Consider the following 19,644-nt stretch of genomic DNA (forward strand, 5'->3'; position numbering starts at 1 on the left):
TTTCATGCTTAGTAAACTGAAAAATAAATCAATTTTCAGCGTGGAATAGGTGCGTCTATTTGTGAAATAAAATAAATAATAAACTGATTTTGGTTTTAGTCTTATTATAAAAAATTGGATAGTTATTTTATAACACACCGCGGTAATAAACACCTCACTCCTACACCTCCACGATTATGCGCTTCAACCTTACTCTCCCCCGCAACAAAAGCGTACGTAACCACGAGGGTGCCGCGGCCTTCGCTCTTACTCCACAATTGGAGCTGTACGCCGCCGTAGCCACGGCCGCCCTTAGCGACCAGTTCTACGAAACCGCCGATACGCGCTTGCTTCGCTTGCGCGAGTTGGTGGCCCGTAACGACCCCGCGTTTGTGGCCCGTTTGGCAGTGTATGCCCGCGAGCAGCTGTATTTGCGCACCGTGCCGTTGGTGCTCACCGTGGAGCTGGCCCGCCTGCACCGCGGCGACAATCTGGTAAGCCGTTTGGTGGCCCGGGTGGTGCAACGTGCCGATGAAATCACGGAGCTGCTGGCCTTCTATGCCCAAGCCAATGAGCGCGACGGGGTGAAAACCCTCAACCGCCTCTCCAAGCAGCTGCAGAAAGGATTAGCCTTAGCCTTCAACCGTTTCGACGGCTACCAGCTAGCCAAGTACAACCGCGCCGGTCGGGTGCGCCTCCGCGACGCCTTGTTTCTAGTGCACCCCACGCCCCGAAACGCAGCGCAGCAAGTCTTGTTCGATCAGCTCGTGCAGGGTACGCTGCCTACGCCTTACACCTGGGAAACCGAGTTGTCGGCCCTCGGGCAGCAGCACTTTGCTTCGGCCGCGGAGCGTAAGGCGGCATTCCGATTGGCTTGGGAAACGTTGATTGGGAGCGGCAAGCTGGGCTACATGGCCTTGCTCCGCAACCTGCGCAACATCCTCGAAGCCGACGTGTCGGCGGAGGCGGTGGAGCAGGTGTGTGCCCGCCTCACCGACCGGTTTGCGGTGGCGCGCTCCAAGCAGTTGCCTTTCCGCTTCCTAGCCGCCTACCGCGAGGTGCTGACCGTACAGTCGGGCTACGTGGCGATGGTGCTTGAAGCCCTAGAAACGGCCATTGCCGAAAGCGCGGTCAACTTGCGCGGCTTCGACGCCGGCACCCGCGTACTCGTGGCCTGCGACGTGTCGGGTTCGATGCAGCAACCCGTGTCGGCGCGCAGCAAAGTGCTGCTCTACGATGTGGGCCTGGTGCTCGGCATGTTGTTGCAGAGCCGTTGCAGCCACGTAACCACCGGCATGTTCGGTGATACGTGGAAGCGCATCAGCTTGCCCCGCGGCCGAGTGTTGCAAAACGTGCAGGAGTTCTACCGCCGCGAAGGCGAGGTAGGCTACAGCACCAACGGTCACTTGGTCGTCCGCGACTTGGTGCAGCGCCGCGAAGTGGTAGATAAGGTGATGCTTTTCACCGACGCCCAACTCTGGAACAGCACCGGCGACGGTAACACGCTGGCCCGAGCTTGGAGCGACTACCGCCGTACCATAGCGCCCAACGCCCGTCTGTACTTGTTCGACTTGGCCGGCCACGGCACCACGCCGCTGGAAGTGCGAGAGGGTCACGACGTTGCCCTGATTGCGGGTTGGTCGGATAAACTGTTCGACGTGCTGCAAGCCCTGGAAAACGACGAGTCGGCCTTGGCTGAAATAGAGAAAATTGATTTGTAAACCTGGCCGTCATACAGAGCATTCCGCACATCAAGCGGAGCCGAAGCATCTCGCGTGCTGATGTTTGAGTAGTAACTGTCATGCTGAGCCTGTCGAAGCATCTCTACCGCTTCGTTGAGTTTACCATTGTGGTAGAGATGCTTCGACAGGCTCAGCATGACACACAAAACATAAATTAAAACCCAACAGTCGGGGGCCTAAATGCACAGCCAAACGGGCTGGGCCTGCTCCCGACTACTTGGCAACCTACAGGCAAGGTGCCGTAGATAGGCGTTACTTCGCTGGTTAGTCAGGCGGCCTTTGGGCTACCTGTTAGGGTTCGAATCCCGCTGGGGGGCTTTTTGCCGCCCAGACACGCCTACCGCTGTTGCCCTTGCTGCTGGGTTTGGTTGATATATCCCGCCGGGTGTCGTCGGGTAGCGTTCCTTCGGGCCGCGGGTTCGACTCCTGCCTTTCGCTTACCGATCCAGGCGGCGAAAGTAGCTCAGTTGGTAGAGCAGAATGGCTTCGGCCGCGCTTCTCATTTTTTACCCCGGTTGGGTTGTAATGGAAAGTACTTCATCGGGTGCCGTAGCCTAGCCTTACTTCGATTTCGATTCGCCGGGTCGGGGGTTCGATTCCCTCTCGTCAGCCTCCGGGCTGGCGGTAGCTCAGTTGGTTAGAGCAGGACAGTTGGCTGGGCGCCTTGTTGCCCCAATGAGTTATTATTTCTGCTACCCAAGTGCCGTAGGAAGGCGCTACTTCGGTGAGATTCACTTGTGAATCAGCGGGTTCAAACCCCGCAACTTGTGGCTTCGGTCGCAAGAGACACGTTGGCAAAAGCGTGTCGGCAACGCCTGCCGTTCGTTGCCTTGGGTAGCAGCTTGTTTTCCTGATAGGTGCCGTAGTGCAGCCTTACTTCGCTATAACGCTAAGGTCGGAGGTTCGAGTCCTTCCTGCCTTCGGGCAGTAGCTCAGTTGAGAGCATAGCATAGTGGCTGCACGCCTTGTTGCCCCAGCAGGAGCCGAGCCGGAGAAGGTGTCGTCGGGTAGTATTCCTTCGTTCTGAAAATACGCAAGCGGACTACCCAGCTTTTTCACCCGTTTCCGTGCCTCGGCAAATTTATCAGAACGTCAAGCTCCCCTCATCAGATGAGGAGGGGACGCCGTGCCGCAGGCGCGGCTGGGGTGGTTGAAGTCATTGTTTAGTTGAACGATACCGGCGTCTGCATAACCGCCTTTCAAACAACATCAGCAACGAGGTCAACCACCCCGGCTTTGGCTTCGCCAAACCATCTCCTCCTCATCTGAGGCGAAGAGGTAGTCGTTCACATTGCTTCATTTCTTCTCGACAAAAACCTACTCATGGCCCAACAATTACGTGGCAACGACCTCTGGCAGCTTGGCTTCCCCGAGGGTCGAGCCATCGGCCTTGCGCTGGCTCAATTGCAGCGCAAGCATCTCAAGAGACTTTCTCTACCCAATCAGCTCACGCTCTTACAGCAAATTCTGACTACTCCCATGGACTTTGTTACGCACCTCGATTGGAGCCACGTGGCAGCTGCGTTGCTCCCGCCACCTTCGCGTCATATCGAATTGGTGGCGCGCAAACCCTATGCCCTCTACGGGGCCGAACACATTGAAGCCGGCGCCCTGCACCAGATGGACACGGCCATGAAATTGCCCGTCACGGTAGCGGGTGCCCTCATGCCCGACGCCCACCACGGCTACGGCTTGCCCATTGGCGGCGTACTGGCCACCGACAACGACGTAATTCCCTACGCCGTGGGCGTGGACATCGGCTGCCGCATGGCCTTGTCGGTGTATAATTTGCCCCCCAAGCACCTCACCCAGCGGGTACAGGAACTGCAAAAGCTGCTTCTGGACAACACGCGTTTCGGCAACCGAACTGGCTTTCAGCACGGCCGCAAAATGGGCCACGAGGTGCTGGATCGGGACGAATTTCGCGACATTCCCTTCCTGCGCAACAAGCAGGCAACGGCCGCCGAGCAAATCGGTACGTCGGGTTCCGGCAACCACTTCGTCGAATTCGGCATCGTGGACATCACGGAGCCGACGAACGGGATGGGCGTTCCGGTAGGCCAGTATGTGGGCTTGTTGTCGCACTCTGGCTCGCGGGGCCTGGGCGCGGGGGTGGCCAACCACTACACCAAGCTAGCCATGGAAAACTGCCAGCTGCCCTCTGAAGCCAAGCACCTCGCCTGGCTTTCCCTCGACGGGGAATTGGGCCAGGAGTACTGGGCGGCCATGAACCTGGCGGGCGCGTATGCGTCGGCCTGCCACGAGCACATTCACCAGCGGATGGCGAAAGCCTTGGGCGAGCGGCCTTTGGCGAAAGTGGAAAACCACCACAACTTTGCCTGGCGCGAGACGCTAGCCGACGGCCGGGAGGTAATTGTGCACCGCAAGGGCGCCACGCCGGCCGGCAAAGGCGTGCTCGGCGTGATTCCCGGCTCGATGACGGCTCCGGGCTTTATCGTGCGCGGTCGGGGCGTGGCCGATTCCTTGGGGTCGGCTTCGCACGGGGCGGGCCGCCTCATGTCGCGCACGCGGGCCAAGCAGGAGCTAAGCGAGTCGGCGGTGCGCCAGTACCTCACCGACCACGGGGTAGTGCTGCAAGGCGGCGGCCTCGACGAAGCGCCCATGGCCTACAAGGACATCCACGCCGTGATGCAAAGCCAGCAAGAGCTAGTGGACGTGCTCGGCTCCTTCACCCCGAAAATCGTGCGCATGGACGGTGCGTAGAGGATGGAAAAAGCCCCCCAGAAGTTTTCTGGGGGGCTTTTTTTGTGATAGAAGGTCATGCAGGATACGTAGCTTATTAATCCGGGCACGAAGCATCTCATTCGCTTCATCTGTCATCCTGAGGCACGAAGGGCCTTTTCACGTGTGAACAAATCATTCATCTGGCATAAGGTCCTTCGTGCCTCAGGATGACAACGACTATTGGGGCCATTGCTCTGGGAATGTACTCGCTACACTCAGCACGCGAGATGCTTCACTGCGTTCTGCATGACGTTCTTACGAACACAAAACCTATTATATCAACCTCGCCAAACGAAGCTCAACCATAACCTATAACCACCGATCAGCGCTACAACCGGGAACAACCCAACTTCCGCCATCATGGCTAAAGCAACGAACAAACTCCACAGCAAAGACCTGCGCCAAATCGGCTTTACCAACGACCAGCACATAAGCCTCGCCCTCGATATCCTCGACCAACGTGAGCTACGCCGACTTGATAAAGGCAGCGCGCAAGCCTTGCTACAGGAAATAAAAAATGACCCGTTCAAGTACTTACGCGACGAAAACTGGCGGCCCCTCGCTGAGGAGCTCGTGCCCCAGCCGTCGCGCGATGTGGCCCTCAATCCCGAAATCAAAGACTATCGCCGCTATGGCGAGGCTTTTATTGAAGATGGCGCCCGCAAGCAGATGGACACCGCTATGCAGTTGCCCGTCACCATTGACGGAGCGCTAATGCCCGATGCTCACCAGGGCTACGGCCTGCCTATCGGTGGCGTGTTGGCGGTCGACAATGCGGTGATTCCCTACGGAGTGGGCATGGACATTGGCTGCCGGATGGCGCTGTCTATCTTCGACATGCCGGCCAGCTACCTGAACAAGCACAGCCAGGATTTGCGCAAGTTGCTGCTGGAGCACACCAAGTTTGGTAACAAAGAAGTATTCAAAAAGCCTTTCACCGACGACCCCATTTTCGAGCGGCCGGAGTTTCGCGAAATCGGCGTGGTGCGACAGAAGCGCGATTCAGCAATTTCTCAGATTGGCAGCTCCGGCTCGGGCAACCACTTTGTGGAGTTTGGGCTCGTAGATATTACCGATCCGAATAATGAAATGGGCGTGCCCATTGGGCAGTATGTCGGCTTACTATCGCACTCTGGCTCGCGGGGATTAGGTGCAGCGGTAGCGCAGCACTTTACGAAGGTAGCCATGGAAAAATGCCCCCTACCGTCCCAGGCGCGGCATTTGGCCTGGCTGTCGCTAGATTCGCAAGAAGGGCAGGAGTACTGGCGGGCCATGAACTTGGCCGGTGACTATGCCTCGGCCTGCCACCACGATATTCACCGTCGCCTCAGCAAGGCCTTGGGTAATAAACCGCTGGCCCAAGTAGAGAATCACCACAACTTTGCTTGGAAGGAAAAGCTGCCTGATGGCCGTGAAGCCATTGTGCACCGTAAGGGTGCCACGCCGGCTGGCAAAGGCGTGCTCGGCGTGATTCCTGGTTCTATGACGGCTCCTGGCTTCATCGTGCGGGGTCGGGGTGAAAGGGACTCGCTCCAGTCGGCATCACACGGGGCCGGACGTCGCCTCAGCCGCACTCAAGCAAAAGCACAAGTAGGAGAGGGCGATATGCGCCGCCAACTGCGCGACCACGGCGTAGAACTCATCGGCGGTGGCCTCGACGAAGCGCCTGCCGCCTACAAAGACATTCACCAAGTAATGGCTCACCAGCGCGATTTGGTAGATGTGTTGGGCACGTTCACACCTAAAGTTGTACGTATGGATGCGGGTGGAGGTAGAGGAAAAGGACGAGGGGAGTAGCTGGGGGGCTTTTTGTAAAGTGTTTTTGGTCATGCTTGATCTGGCGTCCGCTGGTCGAACCATCTCTACTGAGTGCTGATCAATAATATTGCAACGAAGCAACTACGCCCACAAGGACCTGTTCAAGGAAGCCACCGGCACACCGCCAGCAAGTGGCCGCTGAAGCAGGCTTTTCTCATTCGCCACTTCCGCCACGGTACTGAAGCCTGCTTCAGCGGCCACTTGCTGGCGGTGTGCCAGGAAGATTTATGTCACCTCGACGTTTGGTTCCGCCCTGAAAATCAGGCTCGTTTTATTTGTGCACCCGCTTAACTGGTTTGAACTATACTGCGCTACTTGAGTTAACTAGCTTCCTCTCAATCTTTATAACAAAGAAAATTAAACTGCCTGCCGCAACCGAGACCAACAGATTCTCCATTGGTAAAGGCACCAACTTGAAAAAGCGCTCCATAAAAGGTACATAAATGACCATAAGCTGGAGTACAACAGTGGAAATGATGACCAAGACCATCAATGGGTTGGTTTTGATAGAGAAAGCCGAGTGGGCCGAGGAACGCAGGGCGAGCGCCTGGAAAACCTGGGCAAACCCTACCGTGGCAAAAATCATCGTTTGCCAAGTTAGGTCCTCTGGGTTCGCGGGGTTGTAGTAATATAAAGCCAGCCCCAGCGAAACGGCGGCTATCGTTACTCCAACTATCCCTAAAGGGAGTATATCTCTCTTTCCCAGTGCCCCTTTGTGCGGGCTCCTGGGGGGCCTTCTCATCGTGTCCGCCTCCGCAGGTTCCGTTCCCAAGCCAAGCCCCAGCAAGCCGTCGGTCAACAGATTCAGCCATAACAGTTGCAGCGGCTGCAGGGCGATGATCATCCCAAAAAACGGCGCTCCCAGCATGATCAGGACTTTTCCGATGTTGCCTGCAAGGGAAAACCGGATGAACCGGAGTAAGTTGTCAAAAATTACCCGTCCTTCCTCCACGGCGGCCACGATGGTGGCGAAGTTGTCGTCCAGCAGCACCATGTCGGCTGCTTCCTTAGCTACGTCAGTTCCGGTGATGCCCATGGCCACCCCAATGTCTGCTTTCTGCAGGGCCGGGGAGTCGTTCACCCCATCTCCCGTCATGGCTACCACTTCTCCTCTTTTCTGGAGGGCACTCACAATTCTTAGCTTGTCCTCCGGAGATACCCGTGCGTAGACCGCGGTTTTTTCTGCCAGCGCCACGAGCTCGTCCTCATCCGATTTTTGCAGCTTCTCCCCTGTAACGGCATCCGGATGATCCGTAAAACGCAGGGCCCTACCGATAGCGACCGCTGTCAGGGGATGGTCGCCGGTGATCATAATCGGCCGGATACCAGCCAATTTACAGTTTTCAACCGCTGCCTTTACTTCCTCACGAGGAGGATCAATCATGCCGACCAGGCCGATAAAGGTAAGCCCCTGCTCCATGGCCGCACCATCATTGACCGAATTCAGCAGGCGTAAGGCCAGACCCAGCACCCGGATGCCGTTTTGAGCCAGTTTTGTATTCGCCTCCAGGATCCTTTTCCTCCAGGCTGCATCAAGCGGCACCTGCTCCCCGTTCACCCATACCGCCTCAGCAACCATCAACAGGGAATCGGGAGCACCTTTGGCGCAGAGCAGGAATGACGTTTCGCTTAGGTCAGGAAAATAACCCGGCAGCGGCCTCATTACTTGATGAATGGTGGACATTCTCTTTCTGTCACTGTCAAAGGGTAGCTCGTCAACCCTTGGCAGGGTCTCACGCAGGTCTTCTTGATAGATGCCTCTTTTGGCTCCCGCCACCAACAAAGCTGTTTCTGTGGGATCCCCGATCACCTGCTCAGAACCAGCATCCCCTACTTTATGCAGGGAAGCATCGTTGCAAAGCACGGATATAGCGAGCGCCAAGTCGAGGGCTGATGCTGCCTGGCCACCTGTTTCCCTGTCAGTTCCTGGTTCAAACGAAACCGTCTGCCCCGGCAGGTCTACCACCATAACCGTCATCTTATTTTGGGTGAGGGTACCCGTCTTGTCAGAGCAAATCACGGTGACGGAGCCAAGAGTCTCCACAGCGGGAAGCTTCCGAATGAGGGCGTTTCGCCGCAGCATCCGTTGCCCGCCCAACGCCAAAGTGATAGTGACCACCGCGGGCAATCCCTCGGGAACCACGGCCACGGCCACACTGACAGCCGTCAGGAACATATCAGCGGCGGACTCCCCTAAAAGGACGCCCATCACCAAAATCAGGGCGGCAGCGCCCACCCCGAACAGGGCCAGCGTCTTGCCCAGCTTGTCCAGCTTTTCCTGTAGAGGTGTTTGACCTGCCTCAACGGTTCCCAGCAGGTTGGCTATCTTCCCTAATTCTGTTTCCATACCGGTGGCGACAGCGATTCCCACGCCTCTCCCGTAGGTGACCACCGTCCCTAGGTAAGCCATGTTGCGGCGGTCACCAATCGGCATATCCTTCTGCACCAGAGGGGCGGCGTCTTTCTCCACGGGCTCTGACTCTCCTGTCAGGGCTGCCTCTTGGACTTTCAGGCTGAAGGCATCCAGAACCCGGAGGTCGGCAGGCACCACATTGCCCGCCTCAAGCTCCACGACATCCCCCGGCACAATCTCCTTGGCTGGGATCTCCCGCACGGTTCCTTCTCTTCTCACCCTCACTGTGGGGATGATCATGCGGTTTAGGGCCGCCATGGCGCGCTCCGCCCGATACTCCTGGAAAAAGCCGAGCAAGCCAAAAAGAAGCACAATGGCCAATATAGCAACCGCCTCAGTGGTCTTGCCCAGAAAGAAGGAAAGCAGCGCCGCGACAAGCAGGATAAGCACCATAGTTTCTGCGAACTGCCGCAAAAGCATTTTAAAAGGGCTTTTCTGCCTCTTTTTAGCCAGCGCATTGGGGCCGTGCTGCGTCAGACGTATAGCAGCCTCCGCATCCGTGAGGCCTTTAGCCAATGAGCCGAGGTCGGATAAAACGTCTTCTCTGGGTTTTATGTGCCACTCGCTCATCCTGCTATACAAATGGGTCTTACTAAATATATTCACTTTTGAGGTGATCTAGTCAGGCCGGACAGAGTGGAGTAGTTAGAAATTAACTCTCGGGTATTGGTTTAAACGAGGATGATTTGACGATTATGCTCGTCTATACAGACAGAAGTTACGTATTTCAAACGCTATGTATGCTGATAGTTAATGGTTTGCATTGAACCTAATATTTTTATAGATCGACTGATAATCAGTTGGTTAGCCCTTCGCCTGAGTGGCTTGTAACAAGGGAGAACTATCTGGTATTTTAGCTCCTCCGTAGCAACCCCAACTGCCAAAAACGAGTACGGCTGAACTTGTCTTAGTGCGGTCAGCTTTGGCTACGAACACTAATAGACTCTACTAAACACCTACTACTATGGCTTCATCTTCTACCAAACGCTTAGCTAATCAAGTAGCGATAGTAACAGGCGCCAGTTCAGGTATTGGCACGGGGGTAGCCGTAGCCCTGGCCGAAGCGGGCGCAACCGTCGTGGTCAACTATCATAGTGATGCTGAAGAGGCTGAAAAGGTAGTGGCGCACATCAAAGAAAAGGGCGGAAAGGCTGTTGCCTTCAAAGCCGATGTGAGCAAGGAAAACCAAGTGCAGGAGATGTTTCGGCAGACCATTGAGCAGTTTGGGACGCTACATATTTTGGTAGCCAACTCCGGTATCCAGCAGGATGCAACGCTGGTAGATATGACCCTTGATCAATGGCAAAAGGTAATTGACGTGAACCTGACGGGCCAGTTTCTTTGCGCTCGGGAAGCGGCGCGTGAGTTTATCAAGCGCGGTGTGCAGCAGGACGTATCCAGGGCTGCCGGCAAGATTATCTGCATGAGCTCGGTGCATGAAACCATTCCGTGGGCGGGCCACGTAAACTACGCCGCATCGAAAGGCGGCCTGATGCTGCTTATGAAAAGCATGGCCCAGGAACTGGCACCGCACAAAATACGGGTGAACAGTATTGCACCGGGCGCCATCAAAACGCCCATCAACAACGAAGCCTGGGAAACGCCCGATGCGGCGCGCAAGCTGCTGGAGCTCATTCCGTATGGTCGTATCGGAGAGGTGGAGGATATTGGGCGCGTGGCCGCTTGGCTGGCCTCCGATGAAGCTGATTATGTCCATGGCACCACCCTATACGTAGATGGTGGCATGACCCTGTATCCGGGCTTTGCCGACAACGGGTAACAAGGCGAAATGCGGTAGCTGGTCGGGGCTGGAGCCAGACAATTGTAATAGCCCATCCCGACGAGAATAAGCCACCAAAGCTTGCGTTTTAGCCATGCCCAACACTACTTTTTAGCCGGGCAAACAGGTCCGTGCTACAACACACTTATGACGCAAGAACAAGTACGCTTAGCTGAGTCAAACGCTCAAAATACCGTCTGGAAGAAGTTTGGACCTTACCTCACCGAGCGGCAATGGGGCACCGTCCGTGAAGACTATAGCGCCAACGGTAATGCTTGGGAGTATATCACCCACGACCTGGCGCGTAGTTACGCTTACCGCTGGGGCGAAGAAGGCCTAGGGGGCATTTCTGACCACCGCCAGCGTCTGTGCTTCTCGGTGGCCCTTTGGAATGGGGCCGACGGCATCCTAAAAGAGCGCCTATTTGGGCTGACCAACGGCCAGGGCAACCACGGCGAGGACGTGAAGGAGTATTATTACTACCTCGATAGCACGCCCACGCACTCCTATATGAAGATGCTGTATAAGTATCCGCAGCAGGAGTTTCCGTACGTGAACCTAGTGGAGGAAAGTGCCAAGCGCACCCGCGATGAGCCCGAATACGAGCTGCACGATACCGGCATCTTCGAGGACAACCGCTATTTTGATGTGTACATCGAATATGCCAAGGCCGGAATCGATGATATTCTGATTCAGATAACGGTGCACAACCGGGGGGCAAAATTGGCCCCCATTATGGTGTTGCCGCAGGTGTGGTTTCGCAATACCTGGTCGTGGGGCCACGACTCCTACCGGCCACATCTGCGCACTCCTGAGCCCGGCATGGTGCAGATTGACCATAAGGAGATGGGCACCTATCAGCTTTATTGCGACCAGAATCCGCCCTTGCTTTTCTGTGATAATGACACAAACGGCGAACGACTTTACAACTTGCCGGCCGATGGCTTATTCTTTAAAGATGGCATCAACAATTATGTCATCAATGGCAAGCTAGACGCCATCAATCCCTCTCAAACCGGCACCAAAGCCGCCGCCCAATACACGCTGCACATCCCGCCGGGCGAATCGCGGTCGGTGCGACTGCGCCTGAGTCAGGCCACGCTGCATGCTCCATTCGCTGATTTTACCGAAATATTTGCCGCCCGTCAGCAGGAGGCCGATGAGTTTTATAACCGTGTTCAGGAGAAAGTAAAAGACCCTGATGCGCGCAATATTCAGCGGCAGGCCTTTGCTGGCATGCTCTGGAGCAAGCAGTTTTACTACTATGATATGGCCCAGTGGATCGATGGCGACCCGCTGATGCAAGCGCCACCGAATGAGCGGCGCACGGGCCGCAACAGCAACTGGCGCCACCTCTACAACGACGACATCATCTCGATGCCGGACAAGTGGGAGTACCCCTGGTATGCGGCCTGGGACCTCGCTTTTCACTGCATCCCGCTGGCCATGGTCGATGCGCAGTTTGCCAAGCACCAGCTACGCCTGCTCACCCGCGACTGGTACATGCACCCCAACGGCCAGCTGCCGGCCTACGAGTGGAACCTGAGCGACGTGAACCCGCCTGTTCACGCCTGGGCCACCTGGCGCGTGTATCAGATGGATAAAGAGCAAAATGGCGGTAAGGGCGATACCCACTTTCTTGAGTCGGTCTATCATAAGCTGACGCTCAACTTTACCTGGTGGGTAAACCACAAAGACAAAAGCAACCGCAACATCTTCGAGGGGGGCTTTTTGGGGCTGGATAATATTGGGGTCTTCGACCGCTCAGCCCCGCTGCCCACCGGCGGCACCATTGAGCAATCGGATGGTACAAGCTGGATGGCTATGTACGCGCTCAATCTCATGCGCATCGCACTGGAGCTGGCCCAGACAAACCCCGTGTATCAGGATATTGCGAGCAAATTCTTCGAGCACTTCCTCTACATCGTGGAGGCCATGACCCGGAGCGGCGACGGCGCATTCAACCTCTGGGACGAAGAGGACGAGTTTTACTACGACGTGCTCCATACGCCCGATAATACGCGCACCAAGCTCAAAGTGCGTTCTATTGTGGGTTTGATTCCCTTGTTTGCGGTAGAAGTGCTGGACGACGAGCTGCTAAAGGCTATGCCCGATTTTACGCGCCGTCTGCGCTGGATGCTCGACAATCGGCCCCAACTGGCGGAGCTCGTATCGCGGTGGTTGGAGCCAGGAAAAGGCGACCGGCATCTGCTGTCTTTGCTACGTAGTCATCGCCTTAAGTGCTTGCTCCGCCGCATGCTGGACGAAGCTGAATTCTTATCAGAATTTGGAGTGAGGGCTATGTCGCGCTATCATCTGAAGAATCCCTATGTGTTCCCCACACCCGAAGCCAACTTCATTGTTAGCTATGTGCCGGGGGAGGCAGAGTCCAGCATGTTTGGGGGTAACTCTAACTGGCGCGGACCTATCTGGTTTCCGATTAACTACCTGATTATTGAGTCGCTGGAGAAGTTTTATACCTACTACGGCGACTCGCTGAAAGTAGAATACCCAACGGGCTCCGGCGAGCTGCGCAACCTCCGCGATATTGCCGCCGCCTTGTCAGAGCGCCTGACCAAGCTCTTTCTGAAAGATAAAAACGGCCACCGACCTGCTTTCGGCCCCTCCGAGCTGCTGCAAACAGATCCTCATTTCAAAGACAATCTTCTCTTTCACGAGTATTTCCACGGCGACGACGGCCACGGCATGGGCGCCAACCACCAAACCGGCTGGACTGGACTGATTGTGCGCCTGTTGCAGCCACAGTCTTAAGACGTTCAGTGGTACTTACTGAATTGTAATTACTGGATTAACTCACCAACCGTCATGCAGAGGCGGAGCCGAAGCATCTCGCGTGCTGATGTTGGATTACTAATCCAACATCAGCACGCGAGATGCTTCGGCTCCGCCTCTGCATGACGGTTTATAGAGGTTTGTTATCAGATCAAGACATCAAGAAAGTGATTAACGACGATGTCAGACACCTGTTGAGCATTTTATTGCCTACTATTGAAACAGCATTCCTCCGTTTCACCTGCTTTATAAGATGCTCCGTTTTCGCGCCGCTGCCGCTTGCCTGGCTAGCCTTTTCCTGCTTGCTGCACCTTCGGCCCAGGCCCAGCAAAATGACCCCCAGGATTCCGTTTTTGTCCGCCAGAATTACCGCAAGCTCGACCGCCTCATTCCGATGCGCGATGGGGTGAAGCTGTACACAGTCATCTACGTGCCGATTGATGCGACGAAGAAAAATCGGTACCCGTTTCTGCTGGAGCGCACGCCTTATTCGGCCGCGCCATACGGCGAAACGAATTACCCCAAAACTGGCCCTGGCACAAGCCGGGCATTGTCGGAGGAAAAATACATTTTCGTGTATCAGGATGTGCGCGGGCGCTACAAAAGCGAGGGCCAGTTTGAGGAGGTGACGCCCAACGTACCTGGCAACAAAACCAAGCAAACTGACGAAAGCTCAGATACTTACGACACCATTGAGTGGCTGCTCAAGAACGTGCCCGGCAACAACGGCCGCGCCGGCATCACGGGCATTTCCTATCCCGGTTTCTACGCCACAGCCGCCCTGCCCGACGCGCATCCGGCCCTGAAAGCCGTGTCGCCGCAGGCCCCGGTGACGGATGAATTTATTGGCGACGACGCCCGCCACAACGGAGCTTTTTTTCTGCTTGATAACTTCTCATTCACCAATTATTTCGATGCGCCGCGCACCGAGCCGGTAGAGGAGTATAAGTCGTTTTTCCCTTTTAGGGCGAAGGATGTATACCAGTTTTTCCTCGACTTAGGCCCCCTCAAAAACGCCAATGCGCCGCAATATTTTAACAACAAAGCCAAGATCTGGAATGAGTATCAGGAACACGATACGTACGATGCCTACTGGCAGGCGCGCAACATCCGAACGGCGCTCAAAAATGTAAAGCCCGCGGTGCTGGTTGTGGGGGGCTTTTTTGACGCGGAAGATCTATTCGGCGCGCTCAATACCTACAAAGCTATTGAGCAGCAAAACCCCAAGAATAACAGCCGCTTGGTGATGGGCCCTTGGACGCACGGCGCATGGTCGCGGGCGGAATGGAGCCAGTTTGGTCCGCTGAGTTTTGGCAGCAATACAGCCAAGTATTTTCAGGAAGATATCGAGCTGAAGTTTTTCAACGCTTATCTCAAGGAAAAAGGCAAATTCACGCAGGCCGAAGCCACGATATTTAACACCGGTACGAATGAGTGGAAGACGTTTGAGCAGTGGCCACCGGCCTCTACCCAAGCCCAAACGCTGTTTTTTCAGCCCAATGGTGGGCTTGCTTTCTCGGCCGCTACCGCTTCGGAAAGCTTCGCGGAGTACGTGAGTGACCCCAGCAAGCCGGTGCCTTACACCGACGGTATTTTCGCTCGTCGCAACAACGAATACATGATCGAGGATCAGCGCTTTGCCGCCCGCCGACCTGATGTGCTGGTCTTCCAAACGACGCCGCTGACCGAAGACCTAACGCTGGCCGGACCGCTCACCGCTGACCTCTTCGTGACTACCACCGGCACCGACGCCGACTTTGTAGTCAAGCTCATCGACGTGCTCCCCGATACGGCCCGCAACCCCGAGCCCAATCCCAAAAACCTCCAGATGGCTGGCTATCAGCGCCTGGTGCGTGCTGAGGTAATCAGGGGGCGTTTTCGCAACAGCTTCGAGAAGCCAGAGCCGTTTCAGCCAGGTCAAGTGGCAGAAGTAAAGTACGAACTGCCCGGCGTGCTGCACACCTTCAAAAAAGGCCACCGCCTGATGGTGCAAGTGCAGAGCTCTTGGTTTCCGCTCGTCGACCGCAACCCGCAGACCTACGTGGATATTGACAAGGCTGAAGAGAAAGATTTTGTGAAGGCCACGCTACGCCTGTACCATGATGCCCAACACCCATCGGGCCTGAAGGTGATGAAGCAGTAGCCGCTAGGCCGGAGCTGAAATTGTCGGTTCCAACACGCGCACCACGTCGCCCACCCGAATTTGCCCCCCACGGATGATGCGAGCCGTGAGGCCGCCGTGGCCGCGCATGGCGTTGTAGCCGCCGGGCCCAAGCTCTTCTTCCATGCGTGAGCAAGGATGGCACTCGCCGGTTATTTCCAGAATCACCTCTTCGCCTAGCTGTATCTGCCGGTTTTTGAGCGCCAACAGATTCAGGCCGCTGATGGCCAAGTTACGCCGTAACCGGCCAGGCTCTACGGGGCCATCGAGCCCTAAAAAGCCCCCCACGGCCGCTAAGTGCTCATGCTGAATAAGCGTAACCTGACGTTTGCCGCCGGGCTTGGGCCGGGCGTGGTCGCCGCGCAGGTGCTTATCCGTCAGTACTTCTACTTCGGGCAGCGACACAAGTGGTTCGCGCCGCACCGGTCGGATGCCAATCCACTCGATGCGGCCGGTTTGAGGCAACGTGGACAGCAGTCGGGCAATGGTCGATTTATCGTCGCCGAAGAAAGGAAAAGGCATGTTATCAGAGGTAATGTGCTTGTGGGTAGGTGCAAAAGTAAGGTACAGTTATCATGCTAGGGAGGCGAGTCTTTCGCTCGCTGAAATGGGAGTAACGTTCAATCAATCATCCCGCAAAGTGCCCTCCAACGCTTGGCATGAATGCCGTTCTGACTAAACAGTTTAAGGTGATATATTTTATTATTGTAATAATTAATTTAATTATAGCCTTATTGTAAGAGCAGCTGACATATACGATCCGCGAATGAAGGCACAGCAATTACAACAAAACGTAGCCCAGATTCTTGCTCCGGCGGGCATACAGGTGAATGGTTCGCAGCCCTGGGATTTGCAAGTTCACAACGACCGGTTTTACCAGCGGGTGCTCAGCCAGGGTACGCTGGGGCTGGGCGAATCGTACATGGACGGTTGGTGGGACTGTGAGCAGATAGACGAGTTTATATTCCGGGCGCTGCGGGCTGATTTGTACAAAACAGCTCGGCTGGGTTGGAAAAGCATAGTAGAAGTGCTGCTTACGCAGATATTCAATCGCCAAGCAAAAGGCAAAGCCGCCCGCAACGCCCAGCATCACTACGATATCGGTAATAACCTGTACGAACTCATGCTGGACAAGCGTATGACCTACAGCTGCGGTTATTGGAAGAATGCTGGCAACCTCGATCAGGCCCAGGAAAACAAGCTGGATCTGATTTGCCGCAAATTATACCTAAAGCCCGGCCAACGGGTGCTCGATATTGGATGTGGCTGGGGCAGCTTCGCTAAGTTTGCCGCCGAACGCTACGGCGTAGAAGTAGTAGGCGTGACGGTAGCCCGCGAGCAGGTGAAGCTGGCGCAGGAACTGTGCAAAGGCCTACCCATCGAAATACGCTTGCAGGACTACCGCGACGTGCGTGAGAAATTTGACCACATAGTGTCAGTAGGGATGGCCGAGCACGTAGGTCACCGCAACTACCGCACGTACATGCGCACGGCCGCGAATTGCCTCAAGGACGATGGCCTGTTTCTGCTGCACACCATTGGCATGGCTTACTCCCGGACCTCCGCCGACCCGTTCACGAATAAGTATATTTTCCCCAATTGCCTTCTGCCTTCTATCAAGCAGCTTGGCGGAGCAATGGAGCACCTCTTCGTACTCGAAGATTGCCACAACTTCAGCGTGCACTACGACTATACGCTGCTGGCTTGGTTTAAGAATTTTGACCAGAGCTGGAGCCAATTGCAGCCTACCTACGGCGACCGGTTTTATCGGATGTGGAAGTATTATTTACTGTCCAGCGCCGCGTCTTTCCGGGCGCGTCACAACCAGCTCTGGCAAATGGTGCTTTCCAAGCGGGGCTTGCTGGGAGGCTATGAGTCGGTGCGGTAAGGCTAAAAACGATAGAAAAAGCCCCCCAGATGACTGCTATAAGCACAAAAAAACCGCTGGCAGTATTGCCAGCGGTTTTTTGTAAAAAAGATAATGCGGTTTACTAGCGCACCATCAGGCGCTTCGTTACTACGCCTTCAGGAGTAGAAAGCTGAAGCATGTACATGCCTTTCGCCACATTGGTGAGCGAGAGACGCTGCGTAGCGCCGTCGCGGGCGGAAAGCGTGCGGCTTAGTACCGACTGGCCTAAAGCATTAAGAAGCGTAGCCTGCACCGACTGCTTAAGCAAAGAGGCGGGCATATTGATGGACACCTCGCCAGTAGCTGGGTTTGGGTACACATCTACTTGCGCGCTAACTTTGGCCGAAGCCCTATTGCTGGATAGCACAGTGCCCGAAATCAGAGCTGATACGCCCGTTATAGGCATTCCAGCACCAACAACTTCTACTTCCGTTGCAGCGCCTGTTGATAAATTAACAGTGTACAGTCTGTCGCTATTAACAAGACTTCCCGTGCCCGTGCTGGCTACCAAGAAGGCCTTGTTCTGAGTAGCGGCAGGAGCAGATGGATCGAAGTAGATGTCGAAATCAACACCCTGAGCTGCGTTTACGGTGATACCGGAGCTTCCCACAGTCGCGAACGTACCAGTGTTAGGCGCGTCCTGCCGAACAAGCTGGTTATTGGCCGCATTGTAGTTGTATAGAATAGTAGTAGCAGGAGCAGTGCCAGGGCCGCTATTCGTGTAAGCTGCCGATGAGATGACCCCACCAGCTGGGTTCAAATCAGCGTCGTCGGTTTTTTCTCCATTGGTAGGGTTGAGGCGGTAGTTCTTGTTACTAGTGCTTACCACCCGAATCCGGTCAGCAGCAGGGTTAAAGTCAAATCCAACGCGGGCTGCTGCATCCCCAAGCTCTAAGCGCTGGGCAGTACCTACAGCCGTGAGAGCACCCGTGCCTGGGTTTACAGTGTAGAGTTGGGCGTTTGCAGTAGGCGCGGCAGCGGTGGCGTTATAACCAAGCGCGAATAGCTCACCGGTAGCTGGCCGGAAATCAAGTCCCACTAAGGCCTGACCAGCGGCTAAGTTGGTAACAGACGTTGAAGTGCGGATAACACGAGGAGTACTCGAGTCGAAAGAAATCAGATTGCTTCCCGTCAGTGCAAACATCAGTTGGCCCGTGAGTGCAGCTGGCGGCGACACAGGATCAACGGAGAACGTAGCGAACGTTAGATTATTAATAGGGAGGCCGGTGCCAATGACGCCTTTCGCTGTAGCTGCCCCCGAGCCGAGGTTAATTTCGTAAAGCTGTGTGCTTGTGCCAGTGCCAGGAGCGCCAGACATTAATACATAGTTTTCGCCCGTTCTGACGGAGTTAATATCCATGCTAACCCCAACTGCGGGGTTGAACGTAATCCCCGTGGCTGGCCCTGCGGAAGTAATTAAACCCGTATTAGGGGAAGTTTGAATGAAGAGTTGGCCAAGCACATCATCAAATATAAATAGCTCGGTGCTGCCCGTACCAATAAAGTTGTTGGTGTAAGCCGCCGCGCCAATAGAGGGAGTACCAGGATTCAAATCGCCATCGCGCTGGGTGCCCGCCGCAACAGGGTCACTGTCTACGATAGTGCCATTGATAGGATTGAGGCGGTAGTTGGCCTTGTTCGTGCTCACCACCCGAATCCGGTCCACCACTGGATTGAAATCAAATCCGATGCGGTCGGTGGCAGTGCCAAGTACCAGCGTCATAGCGGCAGCGCCTACTGGCGTAGCTACCCCTGTAGTAGGATTGATAACATATAGACGAGCGTTATCGGCTGCGAGGGTAGCATTGTAGCCTAACCCATACAATTGGCCCGTGCTCGGCCGAGCGTCCAAACCCACTAATACCTGACCGGCAGTCACACCAGTAATGGCGATAGTAGAGCGAAGGACAGTAGGAACTGCTTCGTCGAAGGATATTAGGTTGGTAGTAGTGCCAACTACCTGCGTGGCATACATTAGCTGCCCGGTCAGGGGAGGTAGCGTTTGGGCCATTGCTGGTGCCATAGCGCTAAGGCATAAGCCTAACGTAGCCCCTACTAGCCAGGGTGCACGGCGGGTAGCTTTACCGAAGGAAGGAGAGAGTAGGGTTAATTGCATTCGACTAAGGGTTTTAAAAATGGAAATTATAATACCGATTAAGCTGTCTGAAACGCGAAGAAAGTGTGCAAAGCTAAACTTTTATATAGCTTTTGTTACGAGGAAAATATAGGAAATAGATTAATTAACCGACATATTTTTTCACTGGACATATTTTATTGAAAAAACATTGGTTTTGACAACTAGCA

The 19,644-nt window shown here is 55.2% G+C and carries 12 protein-coding genes; 8 read left to right on the plus strand and 4 right to left on the minus strand.

The features are described 5' to 3' along the window. Positions 1 to 176: 176 nt before the first annotated feature. Positions 177 to 1,700 carry a TROVE domain-containing protein gene (locus H8B13_RS01485; protein WP_187309058.1) on the plus strand — a complete coding sequence of 508 codons (1,524 nt, stop codon included), beginning with the start codon at positions 177 to 179 and terminating at the stop codon, positions 1,698 to 1,700. Positions 1,701 to 2,327: 627 nt separating this feature from the next. On the opposite strand, the gene H8B13_RS21080 is transcribed toward H8B13_RS01485, so the two are convergent. Then, complete coding sequence (locus H8B13_RS21080) at positions 2,328 to 2,456, minus strand: hypothetical protein (protein WP_261990182.1); 129 nt, start codon at positions 2,454 to 2,456, stop codon at positions 2,328 to 2,330. Between the two features lie 588 nt (positions 2,457 to 3,044). Between H8B13_RS21080 and H8B13_RS01490 the strand changes: the two genes are divergently transcribed. The 3 genes from H8B13_RS01490 (at position 3,045) to H8B13_RS01500 (ending at position 6,575) form a co-directional block, all read left to right on the plus strand. Beyond that, positions 3,045 to 4,445: an RtcB family protein gene (locus H8B13_RS01490; protein WP_187309059.1), complete on the plus strand. Its 1,401-nt coding sequence runs from the start codon at positions 3,045 to 3,047 to the stop codon at positions 4,443 to 4,445. A gap of 381 nt (positions 4,446 to 4,826) precedes the next feature. Then, complete coding sequence (locus tag H8B13_RS01495) at positions 4,827 to 6,263, plus strand: RtcB family protein (protein WP_187309060.1); 1,437 nt, start codon at positions 4,827 to 4,829, stop codon at positions 6,261 to 6,263. A gap of 72 nt (positions 6,264 to 6,335) precedes the next feature. Further along, complete coding sequence (locus tag H8B13_RS01500) at positions 6,336 to 6,575, plus strand: hypothetical protein (protein WP_187309061.1); 240 nt, start codon at positions 6,336 to 6,338, stop codon at positions 6,573 to 6,575. 10 nt (positions 6,576 to 6,585) lie between these two features. Here H8B13_RS01500 and H8B13_RS01505 read toward each other — a convergent pair whose 3' ends face one another. Next, complete coding sequence (locus H8B13_RS01505; protein WP_222841311.1) at positions 6,586 to 9,303, minus strand: cation-translocating P-type ATPase; 2,718 nt, start codon at positions 9,301 to 9,303, stop codon at positions 6,586 to 6,588. 358 nt (positions 9,304 to 9,661) lie between these two features. Here H8B13_RS01505 and H8B13_RS01510 point away from each other — a divergent pair, with 358 nt between their 5' ends. The 3 genes from H8B13_RS01510 to H8B13_RS01520 all read left to right on the plus strand — a co-directional run bounded on the left by H8B13_RS01510 (position 9,662) and on the right by H8B13_RS01520 (position 15,413). Continuing rightward, the gene (locus tag H8B13_RS01510) at positions 9,662 to 10,477 is read left to right on the plus strand and encodes an SDR family oxidoreductase (RefSeq protein ID WP_187309062.1); all 816 of its coding nucleotides are present in this window, start codon (positions 9,662 to 9,664) and stop codon (positions 10,475 to 10,477) included. A 147-nt stretch (positions 10,478 to 10,624) separates the two neighbouring features. Continuing rightward, entirely contained in the window at positions 10,625 to 13,249 is a 2,625-nt protein-coding gene (locus tag H8B13_RS01515; protein ID WP_187309063.1) for an MGH1-like glycoside hydrolase domain-containing protein, read from the plus strand. A 274-nt stretch (positions 13,250 to 13,523) separates the two neighbouring features. Then, positions 13,524 to 15,413, plus strand: coding sequence for a CocE/NonD family hydrolase (locus H8B13_RS01520; protein ID WP_187309064.1), 1,890 nt, complete (start codon positions 13,524 to 13,526; stop codon positions 15,411 to 15,413). Between the two features lie 3 nt (positions 15,414 to 15,416). Here the strand turns inward: H8B13_RS01520 and H8B13_RS01525 are convergent, their stop codons facing one another. After that, positions 15,417 to 15,953 (minus strand): MOSC domain-containing protein, encoded by a 537-nt coding sequence (locus tag H8B13_RS01525; protein WP_187309065.1) that lies wholly within the window; start codon positions 15,951 to 15,953, stop codon positions 15,417 to 15,419. Between the two features lie 244 nt (positions 15,954 to 16,197). Between H8B13_RS01525 and cfa the strand changes: the two genes are divergently transcribed. Next, the gene (gene cfa / locus H8B13_RS01530; protein WP_187309066.1) at positions 16,198 to 17,319 is read left to right on the plus strand and encodes a cyclopropane fatty acyl phospholipid synthase; all 1,122 of its coding nucleotides are present in this window, start codon (positions 16,198 to 16,200) and stop codon (positions 17,317 to 17,319) included. A gap of 103 nt (positions 17,320 to 17,422) precedes the next feature. Here the strand turns inward: cfa and H8B13_RS01535 are convergent, their stop codons facing one another. Further along, positions 17,423 to 19,456: a DUF4394 domain-containing protein gene (locus tag H8B13_RS01535; protein ID WP_187309067.1), complete on the minus strand. Its 2,034-nt coding sequence runs from the start codon at positions 19,454 to 19,456 to the stop codon at positions 17,423 to 17,425. Positions 19,457 to 19,644: the final 188 nt, after the last annotated feature.

This window comes from Hymenobacter sp. BT188 (genome assembly GCF_014333585.1).
Taxonomy (GTDB): domain Bacteria; phylum Bacteroidota; class Bacteroidia; order Cytophagales; family Hymenobacteraceae; genus Hymenobacter.